The 21,431-nt window shown below is 65.7% G+C and carries 21 protein-coding genes; 14 read left to right on the top strand and 7 right to left on the bottom strand.

Annotation, left to right across the window (positions count from 1 at the left end; all coding sequences use genetic code 11):
• Positions 1 to 55: 55 nt before the first annotated feature.
• Positions 56 to 679, bottom strand: a complete 624-nt coding sequence (locus tag ACSQ1X_RS19755) for a LysE family transporter (protein ID WP_028270908.1) — start codon at positions 677 to 679, stop codon at positions 56 to 58.
• A 58-nt stretch (positions 680 to 737) separates the two neighbouring features.
• On the opposite strand from ACSQ1X_RS19755, the gene ACSQ1X_RS19750 reads away from it, so the two are divergent.
• Complete coding sequence (locus tag ACSQ1X_RS19750) at positions 738 to 1,034, top strand: hypothetical protein (RefSeq protein ID WP_436058968.1); 297 nt, start codon at positions 738 to 740, stop codon at positions 1,032 to 1,034.
• Here ACSQ1X_RS19750 and ACSQ1X_RS19745 read toward each other — a convergent pair.
• The 3 genes from ACSQ1X_RS19745 to ACSQ1X_RS19735 form a co-directional block, all read right to left on the bottom strand.
• Entirely contained in the window at positions 1,031 to 1,585 is a 555-nt protein-coding gene (locus ACSQ1X_RS19745) for a dihydrofolate reductase family protein (RefSeq protein ID WP_436058967.1), read from the bottom strand. The two genes, ACSQ1X_RS19750 and ACSQ1X_RS19745, sit on opposite strands and share 4 nt — an antisense overlap.
• Positions 1,586 to 1,670: 85 nt before the next feature.
• A complete protein-coding gene (locus tag ACSQ1X_RS19740; RefSeq protein ID WP_436058966.1) occupies positions 1,671 to 2,138 on the bottom strand; it encodes a hypothetical protein in 468 nt (155 codons plus the stop codon).
• Positions 2,139 to 2,214: 76 nt separating this feature from the next.
• Entirely contained in the window at positions 2,215 to 3,030 is an 816-nt protein-coding gene (locus ACSQ1X_RS19735; RefSeq protein WP_055807158.1) for a methyltransferase domain-containing protein, read from the bottom strand.
• Positions 3,031 to 3,156: 126 nt separating this feature from the next.
• Between ACSQ1X_RS19735 and ACSQ1X_RS19730 the strand changes: the two genes are divergently transcribed.
• Positions 3,157 to 4,443 carry an APC family permease gene (locus ACSQ1X_RS19730; protein ID WP_436058965.1) on the top strand — a complete coding sequence of 429 codons (1,287 nt, stop codon included), beginning with the start codon at positions 3,157 to 3,159 and terminating at the stop codon, positions 4,441 to 4,443.
• Here ACSQ1X_RS19730 and ACSQ1X_RS19725 read toward each other — a convergent pair.
• Entirely contained in the window at positions 4,337 to 4,900 is a 564-nt protein-coding gene (locus ACSQ1X_RS19725) for a MarR family winged helix-turn-helix transcriptional regulator (protein ID WP_436058964.1), read from the bottom strand. The two genes, ACSQ1X_RS19730 and ACSQ1X_RS19725, sit on opposite strands and share 107 nt — an antisense overlap.
• A gap of 177 nt (positions 4,901 to 5,077) precedes the next feature.
• Between ACSQ1X_RS19725 and ACSQ1X_RS19720 the strand changes: the two genes are divergently transcribed.
• Positions 5,078 to 7,294 carry an MMPL family transporter gene (locus ACSQ1X_RS19720; RefSeq protein WP_436058963.1) on the top strand — a complete coding sequence of 739 codons (2,217 nt, stop codon included), beginning with the start codon at positions 5,078 to 5,080 and terminating at the stop codon, positions 7,292 to 7,294.
• Between the two features lie 121 nt (positions 7,295 to 7,415).
• Here ACSQ1X_RS19720 and ACSQ1X_RS19715 read toward each other — a convergent pair whose 3' ends face one another.
• Complete coding sequence (locus tag ACSQ1X_RS19715) at positions 7,416 to 8,345, bottom strand: NAD-dependent epimerase/dehydratase family protein (protein WP_436058962.1); 930 nt, start codon at positions 8,343 to 8,345, stop codon at positions 7,416 to 7,418.
• A 146-nt stretch (positions 8,346 to 8,491) separates the two neighbouring features.
• Between ACSQ1X_RS19715 and ACSQ1X_RS19710 the strand changes: the two genes are divergently transcribed.
• The 11 genes from ACSQ1X_RS19710 to ACSQ1X_RS19660 all read left to right on the top strand — a co-directional run bounded on the left by ACSQ1X_RS19710 (position 8,492) and on the right by ACSQ1X_RS19660 (position 20,310).
• Positions 8,492 to 9,235 (top strand): TetR/AcrR family transcriptional regulator, encoded by a 744-nt coding sequence (locus ACSQ1X_RS19710; RefSeq protein WP_436058961.1) that lies wholly within the window; start codon positions 8,492 to 8,494, stop codon positions 9,233 to 9,235.
• 190 nt (positions 9,236 to 9,425) lie between these two features.
• Entirely contained in the window at positions 9,426 to 10,757 is a 1,332-nt protein-coding gene (locus ACSQ1X_RS19705) for an extracellular solute-binding protein (RefSeq protein ID WP_436058960.1), read from the top strand.
• Between the two features lie 91 nt (positions 10,758 to 10,848).
• Positions 10,849 to 11,793: a carbohydrate ABC transporter permease gene (locus tag ACSQ1X_RS19700; RefSeq protein WP_436058959.1), complete on the top strand. Its 945-nt coding sequence runs from the start codon at positions 10,849 to 10,851 to the stop codon at positions 11,791 to 11,793.
• Positions 11,794 to 11,795: 2 nt separating this feature from the next.
• Positions 11,796 to 12,695 (top strand): carbohydrate ABC transporter permease, encoded by a 900-nt coding sequence (locus tag ACSQ1X_RS19695; RefSeq protein WP_436058958.1) that lies wholly within the window; start codon positions 11,796 to 11,798, stop codon positions 12,693 to 12,695.
• Positions 12,696 to 12,750: 55 nt separating this feature from the next.
• A complete protein-coding gene (gene arfA / locus ACSQ1X_RS19690) occupies positions 12,751 to 14,286 on the top strand; it encodes an arabinosylfuranosidase ArfA (protein WP_436058957.1) in 1,536 nt (511 codons plus the stop codon).
• A gap of 183 nt (positions 14,287 to 14,469) precedes the next feature.
• Positions 14,470 to 14,916: a hypothetical protein gene (locus ACSQ1X_RS19685; protein WP_436058956.1), complete on the top strand. Its 447-nt coding sequence runs from the start codon at positions 14,470 to 14,472 to the stop codon at positions 14,914 to 14,916.
• A 286-nt stretch (positions 14,917 to 15,202) separates the two neighbouring features.
• Positions 15,203 to 17,074, top strand: a complete 1,872-nt coding sequence (gene dnaK / locus ACSQ1X_RS19680) for a molecular chaperone DnaK (protein ID WP_055806880.1) — start codon at positions 15,203 to 15,205, stop codon at positions 17,072 to 17,074.
• Between the two features lie 2 nt (positions 17,075 to 17,076).
• Positions 17,077 to 17,748: a nucleotide exchange factor GrpE gene (locus ACSQ1X_RS19675; RefSeq protein WP_055806877.1), complete on the top strand. Its 672-nt coding sequence runs from the start codon at positions 17,077 to 17,079 to the stop codon at positions 17,746 to 17,748.
• Positions 17,749 to 17,946: 198 nt separating this feature from the next.
• Entirely contained in the window at positions 17,947 to 18,933 is a 987-nt protein-coding gene (locus ACSQ1X_RS19670; protein ID WP_055806874.1) for a DnaJ C-terminal domain-containing protein, read from the top strand.
• Between the two features lie 39 nt (positions 18,934 to 18,972).
• The gene (locus tag ACSQ1X_RS19665) at positions 18,973 to 19,395 is read left to right on the top strand and encodes a heat shock protein transcriptional repressor HspR (protein ID WP_436058955.1); all 423 of its coding nucleotides are present in this window, start codon (positions 18,973 to 18,975) and stop codon (positions 19,393 to 19,395) included.
• 81 nt (positions 19,396 to 19,476) lie between these two features.
• Positions 19,477 to 20,310: an alpha/beta fold hydrolase gene (locus ACSQ1X_RS19660; protein ID WP_436058954.1), complete on the top strand. Its 834-nt coding sequence runs from the start codon at positions 19,477 to 19,479 to the stop codon at positions 20,308 to 20,310.
• 33 nt (positions 20,311 to 20,343) lie between these two features.
• On the opposite strand, the gene ACSQ1X_RS19655 is transcribed toward ACSQ1X_RS19660, so the two are convergent.
• Positions 20,344 to 21,279: a ketopantoate reductase family protein gene (locus ACSQ1X_RS19655; RefSeq protein WP_436058953.1), complete on the bottom strand. Its 936-nt coding sequence runs from the start codon at positions 21,277 to 21,279 to the stop codon at positions 20,344 to 20,346.
• Between the last annotated feature and the right edge of the window lie 152 nt (positions 21,280 to 21,431).

Genomic DNA, 21,431 nt, shown 5'->3' with positions numbered 1-21,431 from the left:
GCGGCCCTAAGTTGAGCGCGAACGGACAGTTGCGGCCCCGGTTTTCGCCAGCCCGCTAGTGGATCAGCGCCAGCATGACGCCCACGGCCACGAAGAGCACCCCGAACGTCCGGTTCAGGATCTTCTGCCCGTGAGCGTTGTGCGTGAACCGCTGGAAGGACTTGGCCGCGGCGGCAAAGAAGAACCACATGACCAGGATGTCGATGACCACCACCGTGGCAGTCAGCACCAGGTACTGGGGCAGCAACGGCTGCTCCGGCCTGATGAACTGGGGCATAAACGCCAGGAAGAAGACCACGGCCTTGGGGTTCAGCAAGTTGACCCACAGGCCGCGGCGGAACATGGAAGCGGCCGGCTCGTTGCGCAGTTCGGCCGCTTTCTCCTGGTCCAGGTCCGGCTTGTGCAGGAACTGCCGGATGCCGAGGTAGACCAGATACGCGGCGCCGGCGTAACGGATCACGTTGAACGCCACGGGTGAACTGGCAACCAGGACGCCCACGCCCAGGGCCACGATCAGTACGTGCACCACCAGCGCGGCCTGCTGGCCCAGGATTCCCCAGATGGATCGCCGGAAACCCGAGTTCAGCGAGTTGCTCATGGTGTTGATGGCACCCGCTCCGGGCGTAAAGCTGATCAGGACGCCGGCGCCGGCCAGGGCCAGCCAAAGGGAGGGTTGCACCCATACAGTTTAGTGGCTGTGGCTGTGACGAAGTTTTGTCCCGGAGTATGGTCAGGTCATGGCAGGGGAGAGGGTGAGCCACTCCGGCTACTCACGGCCGCGGTCGAAGCGCTGGCCGTGGGCTGTCATCCTGGCTGTGGTGGTGTTCCTCAGCTTCCCGTTGCTGACAACCACTGTGGGGGTCTGCATTGACTACGTTGATCGCCCGGGTGAGTGCACGTCCTACCCGCTGATCGCCGCCCCGGAGTCGGTGCCGTGGGTCATTGGTGGTGGATCCATCGCCGCCATCTGCGTATACCAGCTGGTTCGAATCTCGGCCCGACGGCAGAACAGCGGGCCTCGGGATCCGAGCTAGGCGCCCGGCCGGACACCGTAACTGAGGATCATGTTGCCCTTGCTGGTGCGTTCGGAATCCTGCAATTCCAGCCGTGTCACCGGATCGCCCCCCTCGAACAGCTTCCGTCCGCTTCCGGCGATGACCGGGTGCACCATGAGCATCAACGTGTCGAGGAGTCCGGCGAACAGGAGCTGCCGGGTCAGCGAGATGCTGGCGAACACGGCAATCTCGCCGCCGTCGCCTTCCCTGAGACCAGCGACGAACTCCTCCAGCGGGGCGTCCATCAGCCGGGAATTCTGCCACTCGAGCTCGCCCGAAAGCGTCCGGGAGGCTACGAACTTCGGCAGCTTGTTGATGAACTCGCCGAAGTCGGCGTCGTCGGCCGCGCTTGGCCAGTAACTGGCCCACTGCTCGTAGCCGACCCGGCCGAGGAGCCCCGTTTCCACCCGGACCATCATCTGGTGCATACCAGCACCGAGTTCCTCGTCGAAACTGTCGAACTGCCAAAGGTTGGGCGACTCAACCACGCCGTCCACGGAGTAAAACAGGCCGGCCGTCACTTTGCGCATGGGGTTCTCCTCGCCGATGGTTTTCCTTCGCATCCTAAAGGCAGACCGGTGGCCAGGGAACGGGCTGCCTAAAGATTCGTCAGACTCAGCAGTACCAACAGGTGCTGGCCTTCGAATTCACCCAGTGCGTCATGGTGCAGGGGAGCTCGTCATAGCTCGGGTATTGGTCAAAGTAGGAATGCGCTCGGGCAGACATGTATCCGGTTTCGTCCTGGCCAAAATGTCCGATCATCTGGAATCCGCGACGGGCCGCCACCGTTTCCAGTTCCCCTGCCTCCTCAAGGATCGGGATGTCCCATGGAAAGCAATTCTCCGTCCATGTTCCGGCATGGGCGATCGCAAAGTACTTGGTCCACTCAGGGTCCAGTGCAGCCAGAATTGCATCGAAATGGGGTTCCAGCGATCCGCTAAATCCCTCACTAACAACCTCTACGCCGTCCAGCTGCATCTCAGAGTCAAGCCGGATCACCACAAGCCTGGGGAGGATCTTTCCTGCTTGAACTATGAGCGGCCGGGCCAGGATCTGAAGGTCAAAGCCTGCTTGAATGATCATTTCTTGAGGCTATTCCCGGCAGTGGGCGCGGCCCACAGGGTTGGTGCCCTATGTGGAAATCGGCACCACCGCGCATTCAGGCCCGCGCGATGACCTCGCCGTTGGGGATCAGGAACCAGCCGTCGTCGGTGGAACCCCAGCGGTGCCAGCCTGCGGAGATCCGGGCAAGGTCAGCGGCGTTAGCGAAGCCGTACTCAAGAGCCTGGTCCGCGAAAGCCGAGTGCAGTACCCGTTCGCCCCAGACCCGGGCCTGCCACCGGCGCTGCTGGCCCGTGGCGTACAGCCAGTTGCTGCTGGTGGGGGCCACATCCGTGAATCCCGCCGCCTGCGCCCATGAGACCAGGCGGCGTCCGGCGTCGGGTTCGGCGCCGTTGCGGCGGGCAATGCGCTGGTACAGCTCCATCCATTCGTCCAATTCCGGGATGGCGGGGTACCAGCTCATCCCGTGGAAATCGGCGTCGCGCACTGCCACGATGCCGCCCGGCTTGGCTACCCGGCGCATTTCGCGCAAAGCCTCAACAGGGTCTGTGAGGTGCTGGAGCACCTGGTGGGCGTGGACGACGTCGAACGTTTCGTCGTCGAAGTCCAGATCGTAGATGTTCCCGGCCACGAACTCGACGTTATCCACACTGCGTTCGGCGGCCAGTTCGGCGGCGTGGGTGATCACATCCGGGGAGCGGTCCAGCCCGGTGACGTGCCCGGGCGCCACGAGGGCGGCGAAGTCGCAGGTGATGCTGCCCGGCCCGCAGCCCACGTCCAGGACCGAGCTGCCCGGGGCAAGGTACGGGATCACGAACGCGGCGGAATTCTCGGCCGTCCGTGAGGCATGGGCACGGACCACGGACTCATGGTGTCCGTGCGTGTACACATCTTCAGGCTGCTGCGCACTCATAAGGAAACGCTACCGCCCCGACGGGAAAATGCGCGGCAATCCGGCGGACCAAAACAGGCAGTTAATTGTGCTTCGCCGTCAGTTTCCCCGCTTCTGCGGCCCGCCGTTCTGCGGAAGATTGGAGGAGTGGGAAACAACAAAGCCGGCAGTTCAGCGGGGCTCGGGCTGTTCCGGGCAACAGGCATCTATGTGGGCGCAATCCTCGGATCGGGCATCCTGGTGCTCCCGGCCATCGCCGCCCGGGAAGCGGGTCCGGCCTCGCTGCTGGCCTGGGCGGCGTTGCTGGTGTTCTGCACACCCGTCGCCTTCAGCTTCGCTGAGATGAGCCGCCAGGAGCCCGACGCCGGCGGGATTGCCCACTTTGTGACCCGGGCTTTCGGGCGCCGCGCCTCGGTGGTTGCCGGCTACCTGTTCTACTTCGCGATTCCGTTTGGCGCTCCCGCCACGGCGGTGATCGGCGGCAACTACATCGCCAATGCACTGGGCGGCGGCCAGGGGACTGCGCTAGTGGCCGCGGCGCTGCTGCTGGCGGCCGGGTTCGCGAGCAACGCCGTCGGAATAAGGTTGTCCAGCCGCCTCCAACTGGTGCTGATGGTCCTGCTCGTGGCGCTGCTGGCGCTCGCCGTTGCCGTGGCCGCCCCGTTAGCGAAAGCGGAGAATTTCCAACCGTTCGCGCCGCACGGCTACTGGGCCGTGGGCGGAGTGGCCAGCCTGCTGTTTTTCTGCTTCGCCGGGTGGGAGGCAGTGACGCACCTGGCGGCCGAGTTCCGCGATCCCGGCCGCGACCTCAGGCGCGCCACGTGGCTGACGCTCGTCGTCGTCGGTGTGGTGTACATCGGGGTCGTGGCAGCCTCGGTGGCCGTGCTGGGCCCGGCCCTGCCCGGAAGCGCGGTGCCGGTCGCCGACCTGCTCGAAAAGGGGCTGGGGCCGCTGGCTGCCCCGCTGACCGCGGTTGCTGCGGCTGTGCTGACATTCGGCCCGCTCAACACGTTCATTGCCGGCGCCAGCCGGCTCGGTTCCAGGCTGGCGGCCGACGGCGTGCTGCCGCCGGCGATGGCTCGCGGCGGCGGGCCGGGCGAGGTGCCTTCGGTGAGCCTCGCCGTCCTGGCCGGGATGACTTTCCTGTCGTTCGGGGCGGCAGTGTCCGGGCTGGCCAGCATGCAGTTCCAGATCGGCGCGGCCTCGGCCTGCTTCACCGCGGTGACGGCCTTCGGGCTCGCTGCGGGCACGCGGCTGCTGCGGCCCGGAACGCCAGCGTGGTTCGGCGTCATCGTCGCGGCGGCGGTGATGCTGCTGATCCTGCTTTTTAGTGGCTGGGCGCTGGCGGTTCCGGCGCTGCTGTCCGCTGCTGCGGCGTGGTCGGGGGCTCGTTTCCTGCCGGTTCCTGCGCGGCCGCTTCCTGTGCTGCGCTGATGGTCGCCCCGATCATGGATTCCATGAAGCGGGCGGCGACCTCCAGCTCCGCTGCGGTGAACTCCGCCATGGCGGCGCCCATGTGGCGGGCCAGCGGAAGGAACATGGCGCCACCGTCGCGGTAGGCCTTGGGCGTCATCCGAAGCTGGACCTGGCGGCGGTCCGCTCCCTGTCGTTCGCGCACCACGTGTCCCGAACCGTGCAGCCGGTCGATGAGCGCCGTGGTGGCGGGGGAGCTGAGGTTGAGTTCCTTGCGGAGCACACCGGGGGTGACGATCTGGTCCTTGGCGGCATGGCGCATGATCACCGCCAGGGCATTGAGGTCCGTGCGGTGCATGTCATTGCGTCCGCCGGTGGAGTCCACATACCGGTTGGCCTCAAGCGTGAACTCCTGCAGCAGCCGGACGAGGCCCTGGGGCGCGGCCGGTTCGGGGCGCTCGGATGACTCTTCGGACACGGCGACCCTCCTTCTGCAATGGCGTGTTCGGTAGTGGCTGGGCAAATGCGCCAGCCTAGCCAAAATTCTCTCACCGACGGCTCTGAGCAACTATTTGTGCCGAAGTGCTTATCTCCATGATGGAGATAGTCTACTATGGAGTAAATTCTACTCCTCCGAGTCACCCCAGAAGGACACATGAAACAGAGGCATCTCGGCACCGCGCACGTCCCGTTCTGGCTCCGCTGGCTGGTCCCCGTACTGCTCGTCATCACCTGGCTGGCCATCGCCGGCGTCGGCGGACCCACTTTCGGCCGCCTCGACGAAGTGTCCTCCAATGACCAGGCGTCCTTCCTGCCTGCCGGCGCTGAGGCCACCGAAGCCCAGGACTGGCAGGCAAAGTTCAGGGACTCTGACGAGATACCGGCCGTCATCGTCGTCGAAAGCGACTCCGCCTTCACTCCTGCGCAACTGGGCGAGGCCGCCGCCCTCAAGGACAAGCTCGCGGAACTGCAGGCAGGCAGTGCGGTTATCGGTCCCATCCCGTCGGCGGACGGCAAGGCGGTCCAGTTCGTAGTGCCCATATCCTCGTCGGGGGAGGTCAAGGAAATCGTCCAGGAGCTCCGCCAGGAAGTTCAGGCGTCAGCCCCGGACGGAATGCAGACATTCGTCACGGGCCCCGCCGGACTCACGGCTGACCTGGTGAGCGCCTTCGCGGGCATCGACGGCATCCTGCTGCTGGTGGCACTCGCCGCCGTGTTCATCATCCTGCTGATTGTGTACCGCTCGTTGCTCCTGCCCATCGCGGTGCTTTTCACGTCGGTGTTCGCGCTGTGTGCTGCCATCCTGCTGGTGTTCGGCATGGCCAAGCTTGGCTGGATCCAGCTCAGCGGCCAAAGCCAGGGCATCCTCTCCATCCTGGTGATCGGTGCCGCGACGGACTATGCCCTGCTCTATGTGGCAAGGTTCCGCGAAGCGCTGACCCACACCACCAACCGCACTTCCGCCGTCCTCACGGCCTGGAAAGCCTCCTTTGAACCCATCCTGGCCTCGGGTGCCACGGTGATCATTGCCCTGCTGTGCCTGCTCTTTTCCGACCTCAACTCCAACAAGGCGCTAGGTCCGGTGGCCGCCGCCGGTATCCTGTGCTCGCTTTTTGCCGCCCTCACCCTGCTCCCGGCACTGATGGCACTGCTGGGCCGCGCCGCCTTCTGGCCGTTCCGGCCCAAGCTGATTCCCGAGACCGACCGCGAACCGGAACTGGTCACCGGCCTCGAAGGCCAGAAGGGCCTGTGGCGGGCCACCGGCTCCCTCGTTTCCCGCCGGCCCCGTGCCGTCTGGGTCGCGTCGGTGCTCCTGCTCCTGGCTGCTTCCGCGGGCATCCTTCAGCTGAAGGCCAACGGAGTGCCGCAGACGGATGTCATCCTCACCGCCTCCAACGCGGTGGACGGCCAGGACGCCCTGGCGCGCCATTTCGATGCCGGCTCCGGCAGCCCCGCGGTGATCGTCGCCGACGAAGCGAAGGCGCAGGAGGTGCTGGACAAGACCAAAGCGACCGACGGCGTCGGCGACGCCTACCTCCTGGCGGAGGGGAGCGTGCCGATCACACGGGCCCCGGGTGCCCCCAGTGCGCCTGATGTCCGCGAGGGGAAGGTTCTGATCAACGCCACCCTGAACTACGCGGCGGACTCCAGCGACGCCGAGAACGTCGTGGTGAAGCTCCGCGAGGATCTGAAGAAGATCGACGGCGGCGCACTGGTGGGCGGTGTCACGGCCACTGTGCTGGACACCAACACCACGGCCCAGCGCGACCTGATCGTCATCATCCCGGTGGTCCTCGCCGTCATCCTGCTGATCCTCATGCTGCTGCTGCGCTCCGTGCTGGCTCCGGTCCTGCTGGTGGCCTCAGTGGTTCTTTCCTACGCCGCCGCCATGGGAGTTTCAGCCCTGGTGTTCAACAACATCTTCGGGTTCCCGGGGGCCGATGCCACGGTGCCGCTGTTCGGCTTCGTGTTCCTGGTGGCACTGGGCGTGGACTACAACATTTTCCTGATGAGCAGGGTCCGGGAGGAGTCCCTCAAACACGGCACCAGGCCCGGGATCCTGCGGGGACTCGGCGTGACCGGCGGCGTCATTACGTCCGCGGGTGTGGTCCTCGCCGCAACGTTCGCGGCGCTGGGCGTCATCCCCATCATGTTCCTGGTCCAGCTCGCCTTCATCGTGGCCTTCGGGGTCCTGCTGGACACGGTGCTGGTTCGCTCGTTGCTGGTCCCGGCGCTTGCCTACGACCTGGGCGGACGGATCTGGTGGCCCAGCAAGCTGGGGCGGCTGGACGACGACGGGCGGGCATCCGGCGGCGCACGCGATGCCAAGGGCAGCCTGGAAACGGATCTGGAGGGCGCCGCGCGCAGCTAGGTGCAGTGGCGGCGTCACGCCACGCGCATTTTTAGGACTCCATCCAAGGTGCGGCCGTGAATTTACTCGGCCGCACCCTTCTTGGTTGGCCAAAAGCCTGCTCTGCGTGACGTCCAACGGCTCAGCCCTGCGCCCGCCACCACGCCACAGTGGCTGCTGCGGCTTCCGGCAGCGGAGTCGGATGCAGGCCCAGGGCGTCCTCGCTGGCGTGCGAATCCATCACGAACGGCCGCTCGAACTGGTACAGCATCTCAGCCAGCTCACGGGTGCCGCCGGAGAACAATCCCATGGCCCGGAGGGCCCAGCCCGGCACTGCGCCCATTTTGGGCGCGGGCACTCCGCCGGCTTCCGCGAAGGCCGCCGCAAGCCGGCGCTGGGTGACCGCCGGGCCCGTGGGCGCGTGCCACACCCGGTTCCACAAAGCCGGCGTCTGCGCGGCGCGGATCATTGCAGCGGCAAGGTCCGGCACGTACGTGAAGGAATGCGGCTGGTCCGCGCTGCCGATCACCAGTAGCCGATTTCCGGCCAGCACCGCCGGCACGATGCGCTCGCCGGCGTGGGAGTTCCGAACGCGCGGGCCGAAGAAATCGCCCGCCACCACGCTGACGGTATTCGTGGGGGAGGCCGCCCGCGCCTTCAGCAGCGCCGTACGGACACCGCGCTTTCCGCCCTGCGCCTCGCGGGGGCTGTCCTCCGCCATCACAGCGTCCGGCCTGCTGTAGGAGTACAGGCTTTCTGGAAATACGACGACGGCGCCCGCCTCGCCGGCCGCCGCCAGCACAGCTTCCTCTGCCCTGGGGAGCTCCCGCCGCCATGCGTCCGCAGCGTAGGCGGAGCCGTGGATGCAATGGAAAACAGCGGCCGCTCCGGCGAACGCTTCCTCCAGTAATGCTGGATTGGCGACGTCTACAGACATCCTCTCGATGAGGGCGTGGTCCGGGCCGCTGCCGGAACGGGTCAGTACCCGCACGCGCTTGCCCTGGCCCGCAAGCTGCTCGGCCACGGTCCAGCCCACCGGGCCGGCGCCGGTGACCACATAAAGTTCGGGCATTGGATTCTCTTTCCTCGGGATCTTCAGTCTGCTCTGGAATCTTTGAGAGCGCCGCTCTCGAAATAAGGATGCTCGGCAGGGCCTCCAAAGTCAAGAGCACTGCTCTCAATTGTTGACAGTGCTCTGAATCGTGGAATGCTGGAGGCATGTCAGCCATCAACGACTCCACCCCTGCGCCGCGTACGCCGCGGGAACGCGCCCGGGCACAGACCACCGCCGACATTGTCCGGCTGGGCCGCGAACACCTGGCCGTCCATGGCGCGGCAGCCCTGTCGCTGCGGGCGGTGGCGCGGGACCTCGGCGTGGTGTCCTCGGCCGTGTACCGCTACGTACAAAACCGGGACGAGCTGCTCACCCTTCTGCTGATCGACGCATACGGCGAGCTGGGCGACGAAGTGGATGACGCCGTCGCCCGCGTGGCCGAAACGGATTATGCCGGGCGGTTCCAGGCGCTGGGGCGCGCCGTCCGCGACTGGGCCGTCCGTGAGCCCGCCCGCTATGCACTGCTGTTCGGCAGTCCGGTGCCCGGGTACCGGGCCCCGGCGGAGCGGACCACCGGACCCGGGACCAGGGTGATCCGCAGCCTGACTGCCATCGTCGACGCCGCCTGGCGGGCGGGCGCCTTGCGCTCCGGACCGGTGCCTGCGGCCGGGGCGCATGCGCCCGCGGTGCCGCCCCTGTTGGCGGGCGACCTGGCGGCGATCCGGGAAGAGCTCGGGCTGGCTATTCCGGACGGGCTGCTGGCGCGCGGTGCACTGGTCTGGACTTCCCTCTTCGGTGCCATCAGCTTCGAGATCTTTGGCCAGTACGGGGAGGGCACCTTTGTGGCGAAAGACGCATTATTCGAGCACCACCTGCAGGTGCTGGCCGGTATAGCCGGACTCGAATGACTGCTGCCGCCTCGGAAGAAGCAGAGTGGCAACTCCCACTTTGTGAGCGCTAACAAATTTTCCTTGTAACTCCATTTACAACGATATAAAGTGTGTTGCAGCCCACAGTTGTCCGGCCCGCCCCCACGGGCCCGCAGCAGCCGGACGGTCGGCGAATTTTTTACCAACGGCTACGTCCAAAGGAGTGACGGTGAAGCAAGTTGATTCACGCCCGATGCAGATGACCCGCAGGCAATTGCTGCTCGGAGGCGGTGTGCTCGCAGGCAGCCTTACCCTCGGAGCGAGCCTGACGGGCTGCGGGGGCGCGGCCCAGGCGGCGGCCAACGACATCCGCTTCTGGCACCTGCTCTCCGGCGGAGACGGCATCAAGATGATGGCCATGATCGACAAGGTCAACACGGACCACGCAGACTTCAGGGTCAAGCCCACCGTGCTGGCATGGGGTGCGCCGTATTACACCAAGCTGGCCATGGCCTCCGCCGGCGGCCGGCCCCCGGAGGTGGCCGTGATGCATGCCGCCAGGGTGCCGGGCTACGCTCCCGGCGGACTGCTGGATGCCTGGGACCTGGACCTGCTGGCGGAGTTCGGCGTGCGTCCGGAGGACTTCGGCCCCAGGATCTGGGAGAAGAGCCAGTTCAACGGCAAGGTATTTTCGCTGGCATTGGACTCACACCCGTTCGTGATGCTCTACAACACCGAAGTGGCGGACAAGGCCGGCCTCCTGGGGAAGGACGGCCGGCTGGCTGAGATCTCCTCGCCGTCGCAGTTCCTGGAGGTAAGCCGTGAACTGCAGCGCATCACCGGCAAGCACGGGCTCTCCTACGGATACCTGGGCGACGGCGCGCAGATGTGGCGGCTGTTCTACACGCTCTACCGCCAACATGGCGCGGACTTCGTGCTGGAGCCGGGCAAACCCGCCCAGGTGGAGCGGGACGTCGCCATCGACTGCCTGGAGTTCATCACGTCTCTGCTGGATAACACCATCTCCACGAAAAGCGGCGACGGCGGGACTGCCATCGCGGAGTTCGCCGGCTCGGGGTCGGGGCTGCTTTTTACCGGTGTGTGGGAGCTGCCCACCATGAAGACAGCAGGTGTTCCGTTCGGTGCCAGCACCATCCCGACCCTGTTTGGAACGCCGGCAGCCTTCGCCGACTCGCACTCGTTCGTGCTGCCGCACCAGGCCCGGCTGGACGAAGCCAAGCGCCGCGGCGTCTACCAGTTCGTGGCGTCGATGCTCAAGGGTTCCCTGAGCTGGGCCGAAGCCGGACACATCCCGGCCTACCAGCCGGTGGTGAAGTCCAAGGAATACGCGGCACTGAAGCCGCAGGCGGACTATGCCCAGGCGGCGGACATCATCAACTACGATCCCGTGGCCTGGTTCACCGGTTCGGGATCCGATTTCCAAGGCTACTTCGCCGAGAACGTCCAGAACGTGTTCCTCGGACGGGACAAGGCCGCGGACGGCTGGGATGCCTTTATGAAGCGCATCAACACTGTCCTTGCGATGCCGAACCCGGTGTGAGCACGGCATCCGGCATGGCCGCCGAATCCGCCGCCGAATCCCGCCTGAACATTGACCCGCCCGTGGCAAAGTCCGTGACAAAGGAGTCCTCATGAGCACTGCCCGCACCACAGCGCCCGCAGCAAAATCAGCGCCCGCAGCAAAACCAGCGCCCGTGGCGAAATCGCTGCGCTCCCGGCGCGACAACATCCACGGCTGGGCCTTCTCCGCCCCGTTCCTGGCCTTCTTCCTGATGTTCCTGGTCTGGCCCATGATTTCCGGGGCAGTCATGAGCCTGACCGGAAAGTCCCTCACGGGCGCCAATAGCGGGTTCATCGGCCTGGCTAACTACAGCGAGGCGTTCGCCGACTCGGACATGTGGCGATCGCTGGGGAACACGCTGTACTTCACACTGATCAGCACCGTGCCTCTGGTGGTCATCGCCCTGGCGCTGGCAGCACTGGTCAATATGGGCCTTCCCGCGCAGTGGCTGTGGCGGCTCTCCTTCTTCTCTCCGTTCCTGCTCGCCTCCACCGTGGTCTCGCTGTTCTTTGCCTGGATGTACAACCCGGAGCTAGGGCTGTTCAACGACATGCTCGCAAATCTGGGCATTCCGCCGGTGGCGTGGCTGAACGATCCCGCGGTGGCGATGTGGGCCGTGGTGATCGCCACAGTGTGGTGGACCGTCGGCTTCAACTTCCTCCTGTACCTGGCCGCGCTGCAGAACATCCCGCAGCAGCACTATGAAGCCGCCTCGCTCGACGGCGCCGGAGGCTGGCGCCAGTTCTTCTCCATCAGCCTTCCCCAGCTCGGCCCCACCACAGTGATGATCGTGATCCTGCAGATCCTCGCGTCCTTGAAGGTCTTCGACCAGATTTACCAGATGACCGAAGGCGGACCGGGCGGAGCGACGCGTTCCATCGTGCAGTACATCTTCGAGGCCGGTTTCACGGGCTACCGGCTGGGCTACTCCGCAGCCATTTCCTACATCTTCTTCGGCCTGATCCTGCTCATCGCGCTGGCGCAGGTCTTCATCACACGGAAAAGGAGCGCCTAGCCATGGCCACCACCACACTTTCCAAACCCGCGCTCCAGCCAAAGGGCTACGCCGAAACCGTGGCCAACCGGCGTGCGAAGACCCCGCTGTCCCGCGTCCTTGCCACCGTGGTCGTGTCTGTCCTCGCTGTTGCGTGGCTGGTGCCCTTTGCCTGGGCCACTGTCACCGCGCTGAAGAGCGAAACCGACGCCGCGTCCACCCCCATCAGCTGGATTCCGGCGTCGGGCTTTACCCTCGATGCCTTTGCCAAAGTGCTGCAGAGCGGCAATATTCCCACCTGGACGCTCAATTCGCTGTTCACGTCAGCGGCCATCACTGCCATCACGCTGGTGATTTCAGCGTCCGTCGCCTACGCCATTTCGCGGATCGATTTCCGCGGGAAGAGGATGCTGATGGGCGTGATCGTGGCCTCCATCATCATCCCGCCGCCGGTGCTGATCATCCCGCTGTTCCAGCAGATGCAGTCCCTGAACCTGATCGACACCTACTGGGCCCTGATCCTCCCGCAGGTGATCCACTCGCCCATGGTGTTCGTGCTCAAGAAATTCTTTGACCAGATCCCGCGGGAACTCGAGGAAGCCGCGCTGATGGACGGTGCCGGACGGCTGCGGATCTTCACCACGATTGTGCTGCCGCTGTCCCGGCCCATCCTGGCCGCCGTCGCGATCTTCGTGTTCATCGGGGCCTGGAACAACTTCCTGTGGCCGTTCATCGCCACCAACGAAAGCTCACTGCTCACCCTGCCGGTGGGCCTGCAGACCATCAAGAGCGCCTACGGCATCCAGTACGCCCAGAACATGGCGTCCGCGCTTCTGGCCGCACTGCCGCTGATCGTCGTCTTCCTCTTCTTCCAGCGGCAGATCATCAGGGGCGTGGCCACCACCGGCCTCGCCGGCACCTAAGCCATCCCGACGCCCCGCACCATCCAACCCAAGCCAAAACCAGGACAGGAGCAAAATGTCCCGCGCACGCATCACCATTGACCGCGACTTCACCGTAGCCGAGGTTCCCCGCCGGATCTTCGGATCCTTCGTCGAGCACATGGGCCGCTGTGTCTACACCGGCATCTACGAACCGGGCCATCCCCGGGCCGATGAGCGCGGTTTCCGCCGCGACGTCATGGACCTCGTCAAGGAGCTTGGCGCCACCGTGGTCCGCTATCCCGGCGGCAACTTCGTCTCCGGCTACAACTGGGAGGACGGCGTCGGTCCCGTGGCGGAGCGGCCGCGCCGGCTCGACGGCGCCTGGCACACGCTGGAAACGAACGCCTTCGGTCTGCACGAATTCGTGGACTGGTCCCGGGAAGCCGGCGTGGAGGTCATGGAAGCGGTCAACCTGGGCACCCGCGGCGTCGATGCCGCCCGTGAGCTCGTGGAATACGCCAACATTCCGTCCGGCACGCGGCTGTCCGACCTGCGCCGCAAGAACGGCCACGAGGATCCGTTCAACATCAAGCTGTGGTGCCTCGGCAACGAGATGGATGGACCCTGGCAGATCGGGCACAAGACCGCCGAGGAATACGGCCGGCTGGCGCAGGAAGCCGCCAAGGCCATGCGCTTCGTGGATCCGGACATCGAACTCGTGGCCTGCGGCAGCTCCAACTCGGGGATGCCCACCTTCGGCGCCTGGGAGCAGACGGTCCTGACCCACACCTACGAGCAGGTGGACTATGTCTCGCTGCATGCCTACTACCAGGAGCACGACGGCGACGCCGGCAGTTTCCTGGCCAGCGCGGTGGACATGGACTACTTCATCGAATCCGTGGTCGCCACCGCGGACGCCGTCCGGGCCAAGGGCAAGCACAAGAAGCACATCAACCTGTCCTTCGACGAGTGGAACGTCTGGTACACCCGGCCGGGCGATGCCGACAGCCCTGAGCAGGTGGGTAAGCACGGCTGGCGTGAGCACCCGCGCGTCATCGAGGACCAGTACAACGTGACGGATGCGGTCGTCGTCGGGACCTTCCTGAACTCCCTGCTCCGGCACGGTGACCGCGTCAAGATCGCCAACCAGGCGCAGCTGGTCAACGTGATCGCCCCCATCCTCAGCGAGGAAAACGGCCCGGCATGGAAGCAGACCATCTTCCATCCCTTCGCCCGCATGGCTGAGCTGGCGCACGGTCAGATCCTCCGGCTCGCCGTGGACTCGGACAAGTACAGCAACGCCAAGTTCGGCGATGCCGACCTCGTGGACGTCAGTGCCACCTGGAACGAGGAAACCGGCCGCATCGCGCTGTTCCTGGCCAACCGCGGACTGGAAGAAGCCGCCGACGTCGAAGTGGTCCTTCGCGGCTTCGACGCCCGGCAGGTGGTCCGGGCTGACGTGCTTCGCATCCCGGACGGTGCCGACCGGTTCATCACCAACACACAGGCAAACCCCGGTGCAGTGGGCCTCGTCCCGCTGGAAGGCGTCAAGGCCGCCGGGGGCGAAGTCCGGGCCACCCTGCCGGCCCTGTCCTGGACGGCCATCGAACTGGAGGTCGTGCGCAGTTGAGGTAAGGAACTAAGCAGCGACGGACGACGGCGGGCGGCACGGTTTCGTGCCGCCCGCCACGCGTTTGCGGGCTGGCGTTCGGGCCGGGATCCGTGCCGTGCGCCCCTGTTGAAGCGCCGGGCCGGTGGATAGACTGCCCGTGCGCCCGTCCGGGCGTCCGATGCTTCCAGGAGGGATCCGTCAGTGTCAGAGAACAGTGAATTTGAAGCAAAAAAGCAGCAGAACGCCGAACCCGCGCCGACAGCCGAGGGGGACAGCGGCCAGTACGTCGAAGGCGACTACGGAGCGGCCGGCGCTGTTCCGGATGAGGCGGTGGGGGCCGTCGAAGGTGGGTATGAGTCTGGCGACTACGGGGTGGCCGGAGCCGGCCAGGAGCAGGCGGCGGGCGCCGTCGAAGGCGGGTACGAAACCGGCGACTACGGCAAGGCCGGCGCCACCGGCGAGAACCTGGTGACAGGCGAGGAAGCAGAGTATCCGGACGGCGACTACGGTACTGCCGGTACTGCCGGTACTGCCGGTACGGCCGGCACTGCTGAAGCCCCGGCTGCCGAGGAGCACAGGCTCGTCGAGGACGAAGTGCCTGTGAAGGACGAAGCCGTCGACGACGACTTGCCGCGAGACACTCCCTGACTGTTGACCCGCTCCCGCGGACCGCGAGTGACGCCCGGGGGAGGGTTTCACGCACAGCGAAACCCTCCCCCGTAGTCAGCCGTGCCCGGCGGAATTCCGCGGATCGGCGCGATTTTCCGGCCTCCCCTGCGCCCGCTCCGTGACGTCCAAATCCAAAGTTGAGCGGATGTGACTCAACTTTGGATTGACTTAAATCCGGCCGTGGGTAGAGTTGAGTGTAGATCGCTCAATCAGTGGGCGTGCCTGAATCTCGATCAGCGTTTCCACGGAAAGAAGGAAGCAACACATGTCACGTGCAGTAGGTATCGACCTCGGAACCACCAACTCCGTCGTCTCCGTTCTCGAAGGTGGCGAGCCCACCGTTATTGCCAACGCCGAGGGTGGCCGCACCACGCCGTCCGTCGTTGCGTTCTCCAAGTCCGGCGAAGTCCTGGTCGGCGAGATCGCCAAGCGCCAGGCCGTCAACAACATCGACCGCACCATCGCCTCCGTCAAGCGCCACATGGGCACCGACTGGACCGTCGGTATTGACGACAAGAAGTACACCGCGCAGGAAATCTCCGCGCGCATCCTGATGAAGCTGAAGAACGACGCCGAGTCCTATTTGGGCGAAAAGGTCACCGACGCCGTCGTCACCGTTCCTGCGTACTTCAACGACGCCCAGCGCCAGGCCACCAAGGAAGCCGGCGAAATCGCCGGCCTCAACGTCCTCCGCATTGTCAACGAGCCCACCGCTGCGGCCCTGGCCTACGGCCTGGACAAGGGCAAGGAAGACGAACTCATCCTCGTCTTCGACCTCGGCGGCGGAACCTTCGACGTCTCCCTCCTCGAAGTCGGCAAGGACGAAGACAACTTCTCCACCATCCAGGTCCGCGCCACCGCCGGTGACAACCACCTCGGCGGCGACGACTGGGACCAGCGCGTCGTTGACTACCTGCTGAACCAGCTCAAGGTCAAGGGCATCGACCTGTCCAAGGACAAGATCGCCCTGCAGCGCCTGCGCGAGGCCTCCGAGCAGGCCAAGAAGGAACTCTCTTCCTCCACCAGCACCAACGTCTCCCTCCAGTACCTCTCCGTCACCCCCGACGGCCCGGTCCACCTGGACGAGCAGCTGACCCGCGCCAAGTTCCAGGACCTGACCAAGGACCTGCTGGACCGCACCAAGAAGCCGTTCCAGGACGTCATCAAGGAAGCCGGCATCAAGCTCTCCGAGATCGACCACATCGTGCTCGTGGGCGGTTCCACCCGTATGCCCGCCGTGTACGAACTCGTCAAGGAGCTCGCCGGCGGCAAGGAGCCCAACAAGGGCGTCAACCCGGATGAGGTCGTCGCCGTCGGCGCAGCCCTCCAGGCTGGCGTGCTGAAGGGCGAGCGCAAGGACGTCCTCCTGATCGACGTCACCCCGCTGTCCCTCGGCATCGAAACCAAGGGCGGCATCATGACGCACCTGATCGAGCGCAACACGGCCATCCCCACCAAGCGTTCCGAGACCTTCACCACGGCTGACGACAACCAGCCGTCCGTGGCCATCCAGGTTTTCCAGGGCGAGCGCGAGTTCACCCGGGACAACAAGCCGCTGGGCACGTTCGAGCTGACCGGCATCGCACCGGCCCCCCGTGGCGTTCCGCAGGTCGAGGTCACCTTCGACATCGACGCCAACGGCATCGTGCACGTCTCGGCGAAGGACAAGGGCACCGGCAAGGAACAGTCCATGACCATCACCGGCGGCACCGCGCTGTCCAAGGAAGACATTGACCGCATGGTCAAGGACGCCGAGGAGCACGCAGCCGAGGACAAGGCCCGCCGCGAGGCAACCGACACCCGCAACACCGCCGAGCAGCTCGCCTACTCCGTGGACAAGCTGATCGCGGACAACGCCGACAAGCTGCCTGAAGAGGTCAAGACCGAGGTCAAGGCCGACGTCGACGCCCTGAAGAAGGCCCTTGAAGGCACGGACGACGCAGCGGTGAAGACCGCCTTTGAGAAGCTGCAGGCTTCCCAGAGCAAGCTCGGCGAAGCCATCTACGCCCAGGCCGGTTCGCCGGACGGCGCCACGGGTGCCGCAGGTGCAGAAGGTGCCCACGCCGGGTCCGGTGACGCCAAGGCCGATGAAGACATCGTCGACGCCGAAATCGTTGACGAAGACGAGAAGAAGTAATCATGCCGCATCACGGTAACGAAGAAGAGCACCACTCTTCCAAAGACCATGGCCGCGACAACCAGGAGAACGAGCCGCAGAAACCGGTGATCCACGACAACCGCAAGGTTGATCCGAAGACCGGCCAGGCCCGCCACCCTGACCAGGAACACGCCGCCACGGGAAGTCACGGTTCCGGGGACGCACTGTCCCAAGCTGAGGACATCCTCAACAGCGTTGAGGTTCCGGCCGAGGAATCGGTGGCCCAGGGCGTAGGGGCGGAGGAGGCGGAGGAACTCAGGAACGACCTCCGCCGCCTGCAGGCCGAGTACGTCAACTACCGCAAGCGCGTGGAACGTGACCGTGCCGTGGCAGGGGAGATGGCCGTTATCGGCGTCCTGAACTCGCTGCTTCCGGTACTGGACGACGTCGACGCCGCCCGGCAGCACGGCGACCTCGCCGACGGCCCGTTCGCCGCGATCGCCGCCAAGCTGGAGAACGCGCTGAAGACCTACGGCCTGGTGCGCATCGATGAGACCGGCGTGGAGTTCGATCCCACGATCCACGAAGCCCTCATCCAGCAGCCCGGCCCGGACGTCGAAATCGACACCGTCAGCCAGGTCCTGCGCTCCGGCTACAAGTCAGGCGAGCGGGTCCTCCGGGCAGCACAGGTTATCGTCGCAGTGCCGGCCTAGCTCAACCGGCGCCACGGGCGGCTAATGTCGCCTATGGTGAGTTGATTACAGGCTCGGAGCGATACATGGGCCCCGGTAGTGGCATCGGGCCTGCCGGAGCGTGGTGGCTTGGTCCGCAAGGACCAAGCCACCACGCGAAGGGGCGGGGCCCATGTATCGCGCAGAGCCCGCCACAGTAGAACTTGAAAGGAAACGCCATTGGCTAGCCAGGACTGGGTCGACAAGGACTTCTACAAGATCCTTGGAGTCGCCAAGGACGCTTCCGACGCCGATATCAAGAAGGCTTACCGGAAGCTTGCGCGGCAACACCACCCGGACACCAATGCGGGGGACGTCGCGTCGGAGAAGAAGTTCAAGGACATCTCCGAGGCTTACTCCGTGCTCTCGGATCCGGACGAGCGCCAGCAGTATGACGCTATCCGTGCCATGGGCGGCGGCGCCCGGTTTGCCCCTGGCGGCGGGGGCGGCGCGGCTGGCGGTGCCGGCTTCGAAGACCTCTTCGGCGGCCTCTTCACCGGTGGCGGCGGGCGCCACTCCGGCGGCTACAGCACCTCGGGCGGCATTCCGCCGGAGTTCGCCGATCTCTTCGGCGGACAATTCGGCGGACCCGGCTCCGGAGCCGGATTCCAGCGTGCTCCGCAGAAGGGCGCCGACCGTACGGCCACCACCACGATTTCCTTCGCCGGTTCCATTCGCGGCACCACCATCGGGCTACGCGAACCGGACGGAGACGTCATCGACGTCCGTGTTCCCGCCGGGATCAAAGACGGCCAGAAAGTCCGTGTCCGCGGCAAGGGCCAGTACGGCCCGGCCGGCAACGGCGACCTGATGGTCACCGTCAATGTCAAGGGCCATGATTTCTACACGCGCGACGGCGACAACCTCCGCATCCATGTTCCGGTCACCTTTCCGGAGGCTGCGCTGGGTGCTGACATCGAAGTGCCGACGATCGACGGCGAAAAGGTCAAGGTCCGTGTTCCCGCGGGGACGCCCTCCGGGCGGACCCTGCGGGTCAAGGGTCGCGGAGTCAAGCACGCGAAGGCGACCGGTGACCTGCTGGTGACCATCGACGTCGTGGTTCCGCAGAAGCTGACCAAGGAGGCGGAGGACGCCGTGAAGGCGTTCGCTGCAGCCACGGACGGACACGATGTGCGGGCCGGACTGGCCGCCAAGGCACGTCTCTAGGGAACACACGGACTGGGACTAGCGGGAGGAGCCGGCGCCATGGACATTGATTTCGATCAGCCGATCTTCGTGATCTCGGTGGCGGCTGAGCTGGCGGACATGCACCCGCAGACGTTGCGGCAGTATGACCGCCTGGGCATCGTCTCGCCCAGCCGCGCGCCCGGAAAGTCCCGGCGGTACTCCCAGCGTGACGTCAACGTGCTCCGCGAGGTGCAGCGGCTCTCGCATGAAGGGGTGTCGCTGGAGGGCATCAAACGGATCCTCCAGCTGGAGAACCAGGTGGCCGCGCTGCAGCGCCGGGTGACTGAACTGACCGAGCAGCTGAGCAGCCGCCGCAGCCCGCTGGATTCGCGCATTTTCGCGGCGGGAGCAGCGGGCGACGTCGTGAGCCTGGCACGCGGCCAGCGGCCCCGTGCCCGCTCCCAGGCCGTGGTGGTGTGGCGGCCCCGTTCCACGGAGTGAACCCTGCTTCCTTGACAGGCGTAGCCTGCCGGAACAGAGTGAATGGTCAAGCCCGTTCACTGCCCCGGAAGGAACGCCCTCATGGCCTTTGTGTCTGTCGGAAACGAAAACAGCACCACCGTTGAGCTTTACTACGAGGACCACGGACAGGGACAGCCGGTGGTCCTCATCCACGGATACCCCCTGGACGGCGCATCGTGGGAACGGCAGACCAGTGTGCTGCTGGAGGCAGGCTACCGGGTCATCACCTACGACCGCCGCGGCTTCGGCAAGTCCAGCCAGCCCACGGAGGGCTACGACTACGACACCTTTGCTGCCGACCTCAACACCCTGATCACCGAACTTGACCTCACGGACGCCGTGCTGGTGGGCTTCTCGATGGGCACCGGCGAGGTGGCCCGCTACCTCAGCACCTACGGCTCGGGCCGGGTTTCCAAGGCAGTGTTCCTGGGTTCCCTCGAGCCTTTCCTGCTGAAGACGGAAGACAACCCCGACGGCGTCCCGCAGGACGTGTTCGACGGCCTGCTCAGTGCAGTGAAGGAAGACCGCTACGCGTTCTTCACGGAGTTCTTCAAGAACTTCTTCAACACCGACGACACCCTGGGCAGCCGCCTCAGCGAAGAAGCCCTGCGGGCCAACTGGGCCACCGCCAGCAAGTCCTCCGCCCATGCCTCCGTGTTTGCCCAGCCCACCTGGCTGACGGACTTCCGCGCGGACATCCCCAAGATCGATGTTCCTGCCCTCATCGTGCACGGAACGGCGGACAACATCCTGCCCATCGACGTCACCGGCCGCCGTTTCAAGGACGCGCTGCCCGCCGCGGACTACGTGGAGATCGAGGGTGCTCCGCACGGCATGCTGTGGACCCACGCGAAGGAAATCAACCGAGCCCTCCTTGCCTTCCTGAAGAAGTAGCCCGGGAGAAGAAGTACCTGGAGTTGCACGCCGCTAGGCGGTTGCGGCGCTGACCCTCAGCTGCATCAGGGCCAGGTCGATCAGCGGCGTGTCCGCCCCGAGGATTCGTGCCCGGCGGGTGAAGTCGCCCAGCAGGTGTTCTGTCTCGCCGGGGCGGCCGGCAACAACGTCTCGGTAGAGGGACGACGTGAAGGTTGATCCGGGCTGCGTCAGCATGTCCACGGACAGCTGATGTTCGTGGACAGGCACCGGGTAGCCGGCCGCAACCGCGACGGCGCCGGCTTCGGCCAGCACCGAGTGCACGAAGTCCGTGCCGCCGGGTACCGCGACGATGGCGCCCACCGGTCCGCGCATCAGGCAGGTCACGGTTCCGGCGGACACGATGAATGCCCACTTGTGCCACATGGAGGCCAGGGCGTCCGCGGTGGCCGAAGCCTTGAAGCCAGGCACCGTCAGGGTTTCAACGGCCCGCAGGACGCGGTCGCTCGGCGGGCCGGACTGTTCCCCGACCGTGAGTGTGGCCAGCGGATTCATCTGCAGGATGTCGCCGTCCTCGGTGAGGGTGGTGACCACCTTGACGATCCCGCCCAGCACCCGCTCGGCGCCGAAGGCCGCTTCGAGAGCGTCCATGTGGGCCATGCCGTTGAGGAACGGGATGACCACCGTTTCCGGCCCCACTACCGGCGCGAGGTCTGCCAGCGCCTGGGGGAGGGCGGCGGCCTTGACCGTCACCAGCACCAGGTCGTACGGACCGTGCAGCTCAGGCGCCGTGACCAGCGCCGGTTCCATGACGTCTTCGCGGCCCAGACCCGTGATGCGAAGGCCGCGCTGGCGTAGTGCGGCTGCCCGTCCTTCCCGCACCAGGAACGTCACGTCCCGGCCGCCCTGCGCCAGGCGGCCGCCGAAGTAACCGCCGGTTGCTCCGGCTCCGACAACCAGGATTCTTTGTGCGTTCTGCTGGCCGCTCATGCTGCTCCTCGGGGGGTTTGTGTCGCCGCCAATACCAAAATGACGGCGGGAAAGTTTCCTTCAGGTTAACTTTGCCACCCGCACTTTCCGCTATTTTGTCAGCGAACTTACCGTTTCCGGGCTTCGTATCCAATGCGGACGCCCGGTCCGAA

Origin of the sequence: Arthrobacter sp. LjRoot78 (assembly GCF_964254335.1) — a bacterium.
GTDB lineage: Bacteria > Actinomycetota > Actinomycetes > Actinomycetales > Micrococcaceae > Arthrobacter.
The sequence above is the reverse complement of the archived record's forward strand: the minus strand, read 5'-3'. Positions and strand labels throughout refer to the sequence as shown.

What these genes read in the sequence shown, in the direction of transcription:
- ACSQ1X_RS19750 (WP_436058968.1), top strand. Translation starts at nt 738, where the DNA reads ATGGCAGGGGAGAGGGTGAGCCACTCCGGCTACTCACGGCCGCGGTCG.
- ACSQ1X_RS19745 (WP_436058967.1), bottom strand. Translation starts at nt 1,585, where the DNA reads ATGCGCAAAGTGACGGCCGGCCTGTTTTACTCCGTGGACGGCGTGGTT.
- ACSQ1X_RS19740 (WP_436058966.1), bottom strand. Translation starts at nt 2,138, where the DNA reads ATGATCATTCAAGCAGGCTTTGACCTTCAGATCCTGGCCCGGCCGCTC.
- ACSQ1X_RS19735 (WP_055807158.1), bottom strand. Translation starts at nt 3,030, where the DNA reads ATGAGTGCGCAGCAGCCTGAAGATGTGTACACGCACGGACACCATGAG.
- ACSQ1X_RS19720 (WP_436058963.1), top strand. Translation starts at nt 5,078, where the DNA reads ATGAAACAGAGGCATCTCGGCACCGCGCACGTCCCGTTCTGGCTCCGC.
- ACSQ1X_RS19715 (WP_436058962.1), bottom strand. Translation starts at nt 8,345, where the DNA reads ATGCCCGAACTTTATGTGGTCACCGGCGCCGGCCCGGTGGGCTGGACC.
- ACSQ1X_RS19710 (WP_436058961.1), top strand. Translation starts at nt 8,492, where the DNA reads ATGTCAGCCATCAACGACTCCACCCCTGCGCCGCGTACGCCGCGGGAA.
- ACSQ1X_RS19700 (WP_436058959.1), top strand. Translation starts at nt 10,849, where the DNA reads ATGAGCACTGCCCGCACCACAGCGCCCGCAGCAAAATCAGCGCCCGCA.
- ACSQ1X_RS19695 (WP_436058958.1), top strand. Translation starts at nt 11,796, where the DNA reads ATGGCCACCACCACACTTTCCAAACCCGCGCTCCAGCCAAAGGGCTAC.
- arfA (WP_436058957.1), top strand. Translation starts at nt 12,751, where the DNA reads ATGTCCCGCGCACGCATCACCATTGACCGCGACTTCACCGTAGCCGAG.
- dnaK (WP_055806880.1), top strand. Translation starts at nt 15,203, where the DNA reads ATGTCACGTGCAGTAGGTATCGACCTCGGAACCACCAACTCCGTCGTC.
- ACSQ1X_RS19675 (WP_055806877.1), top strand. Translation starts at nt 17,077, where the DNA reads ATGCCGCATCACGGTAACGAAGAAGAGCACCACTCTTCCAAAGACCAT.
- ACSQ1X_RS19665 (WP_436058955.1), top strand. Translation starts at nt 18,973, where the DNA reads ATGGACATTGATTTCGATCAGCCGATCTTCGTGATCTCGGTGGCGGCT.
- ACSQ1X_RS19660 (WP_436058954.1), top strand. Translation starts at nt 19,477, where the DNA reads ATGGCCTTTGTGTCTGTCGGAAACGAAAACAGCACCACCGTTGAGCTT.
- ACSQ1X_RS19655 (WP_436058953.1), bottom strand. Translation starts at nt 21,279, where the DNA reads ATGAGCGGCCAGCAGAACGCACAAAGAATCCTGGTTGTCGGAGCCGGA.